At 67.3% G+C, this 2,413-nt stretch carries 2 protein-coding genes; both read left to right on the top strand.

Annotation, left to right across the window (positions count from 1 at the left end):
• Positions 1-303, top strand: a 303-nt coding sequence (locus I6U14_RS05005) for a transketolase C-terminal domain-containing protein (RefSeq protein WP_296897383.1), incomplete at its 5' end; no start/stop codon positions are given.
• 213 nt (positions 304-516) lie between these two features.
• Positions 517-1,785, top strand: coding sequence for a transposase (locus I6U14_RS05000; RefSeq protein WP_296897381.1), 1,269 nt, complete (start codon positions 517-519; stop codon positions 1,783-1,785).
• Positions 1,786-2,413: the final 628 nt, after the last annotated feature.

Raw genomic sequence — 2,413 nt, 5'->3', positions numbered from 1 at the left:
CGCGACGGGGCCCCCCCCCCCGAACCCGCGCACCGCCACCGGCTGCTCGTCACCGTCGAGGAGAACGGCGTCGCCGGCGGCGCCGGCTCCGCCGTCAGTGAACTCCTCGCCGGGCACGGCGTCGGAATCCGCTGCCTGCACCTCGGCCTGCCGGACGCCTGCATCGAGCAGGGCGGCCACGACGAACAGCTCGCCGCCTGCGGCCTCGACGCCGTCGGCCTCGAGCAGGCGGTGCGCGGGCAGATGGCGGCGCTCGACCTCGAACCGGTCCGGCTCAGGCGGCAGGGCATGCAGGCGGTTTGACCACTGACAACGACCGTTGTTGGTTGGTCCGACGCGGAGCGGGGCACTAGAACCGAGTTATTAAGGGACACGTCAAAACAAGGTAAACACTGTAGTCAGCTATTGATAAGGGTGAGAGCGCGAGGGAGGCCCGGCAAAAAAGAGGGGACCCTCAGCGCTCGGCAGGTAAGCGTGAAGCTTACCCGGTGAACCCGGCGAATGGGAGGTGTCCCCATGGCTAAGCGTAGATACAGCACGGTGAAATGCAAGCAGGTCGACTGGGCGGTGTGGGCCGAGGCGATCGGCGGGAAGCGGGCGGTGTTTGCGGTGGATGTGGCCAAGGAAAAGTTCGTGGCCAGCTTGCAGGTGGCGGGCGGACGCACCCTGGTGCGGGTGAGCTGGTCGCACCCGCGCGAGACGCTTGCCTTGCTCTCGGGGTTGGAGGTGTGGGCGCAGGCGGCGAGTACATTGGTCGTGGTGATGGAATCCAGCGGTGTGTACGGCGACGCGTTGCGTTGGCAACTCCAGCAGCGCGGTATCGATGTCCACCGGGTCAGCGCCAAGCGGGTACACGACAGTGCCGAGGTGTACGACGGTGTGCCGAGCCTGCACGACGCCAAGGCCACCGAGCTGATCGGCAAACTGTATTGGGAGGGCCTCAGCGCCCCCTGGCCGATCGTCTCCGAGGCGCGTCGCGAGCAGCTCGTGCACCTGCGTCGGCTCGAGCAAGCCAAGGCCCGTGTGCAGCGCGAGCGCAACCGCCTCGAGGCCCTGCTCGCGCGCCACTGGCCGGAGCTGCCCGACCTGCTGAGTCTGGGCAGTGCCTCGCTGCTGCGCCTGGTGGCCACCTACGGCGGGCCGGCACCGCTGTCCTTGCTGCGCGGTGGTGCGCGCAAGCTGCTGCACGAGGTCGGCGGGCGCCTGCTCACGCAGGAGAAGATCGAGGCGGTGCTCGCCAGCGCCGAGTGCACGCTGGGCATGCCCTGCACGCCGGGCGAGCGCGAGCAGCTGCGCTGGCAAGCCGAGCAGGTCATCGAGGCGCAACGCGAGAAGCGCCAAGCCGAGCGCCGGCTGGTGCGCGAGCACACCCCCGAGGACAACCTCCAGCCCATGCGTGAACGCCTTGGCCAGGTCACCAGTGCCGTGCTCCTGGCTACCCAAGGCGACCCCAGGAGTTACCCGAGCGCGGCGAGTTACTGCAAGGGCATCGGGCTCAACCTCAAGGAGCACAGCAGCGGCAAGCACCGAGGGCAACTCACCCTCACCAAGCGCGGTCCCGCCCTGGCGCGCTTCTACCTCTACTTCGCCGCCCTGCGCCTGATCGCACGCGACCCCGTCATCAAACGCTGGTACGCCCTCAAGACCGCGCGCCCCGGCGCGGTCAAAATGAAGCAGGTCATCGAACTCATGCGCAAGCTCGCCAAAGCCTTCTGGCACCAGGCCAATGGGCACGACTTCGACGTCGAGCGCCTGGTCAACCTCAAGGCCCTCACCGACGCCTGAACGGCGCCATCTGCACCAACGCAACACCGCGCGAGGCCACCGACATGCACAGCTGATCGCAGCACCGATGCGCTCCTGGTTCGTCCCGAGCGTCGACCTCCGATCCACCCTCAGACCCCGTAGGTCCCACCGTAGTCATCGAGGCGACGCCCGGGATGTCCCCCGGACCCCATACCCAATGCAACTGATTCGATGCCGCAGCGCGGACATCCCATGCGGGAGGTTAGGTCAACCCCGGGCGGTGCACATCCGGACGGGCCACAGCGCACCCGAACCACCGCGGCGTGAATGTGGACAGGCTCATCATGATAGGTTTTCTCTATCGATGGGCTTGGCAGATTCGCGCGGAGAAGAAGATAGATAAAACCTGTTTGACTTCTGTATGGGAGGGTGGACAAGCGCAGCGGTTCCACCTCTTCCAAGCGCAGCGGTTCCACCTCTCCTACTAAGCGACGCGCCCCAACTCGCCCGCACTCCACGATCAGCCCCGGACCAGCACGCCCACGCGGACCGACTCACACCAGCCGAACGCGGCCGATTGCCGGCGGGGCTTGGGCGAAACGGGCGTCCCGGCTCCAAACCGGGCAGTCGAGTGCATCCGCCAGGGCCAGATAGGTCGCGTCGTAGG

Origin of the sequence: Thiohalocapsa sp., assembly GCF_019695415.1 — a bacterium.
Classification (GTDB): domain Bacteria; phylum Pseudomonadota; class Gammaproteobacteria; order Chromatiales; family Chromatiaceae; genus Thiohalocapsa.
The sequence above is the reverse complement of the archived record's forward strand: the minus strand, read 5'-3'. Positions and strand labels throughout refer to the sequence as shown.

Excerpts from the sequence above, each read along its gene's own strand:
- I6U14_RS05000 (WP_296897381.1), top strand. The coding sequence starts at position 517 with ATGGCTAAGCGTAGATACAGCACGGTGAAATGCAAGCAGGTCGACTGG.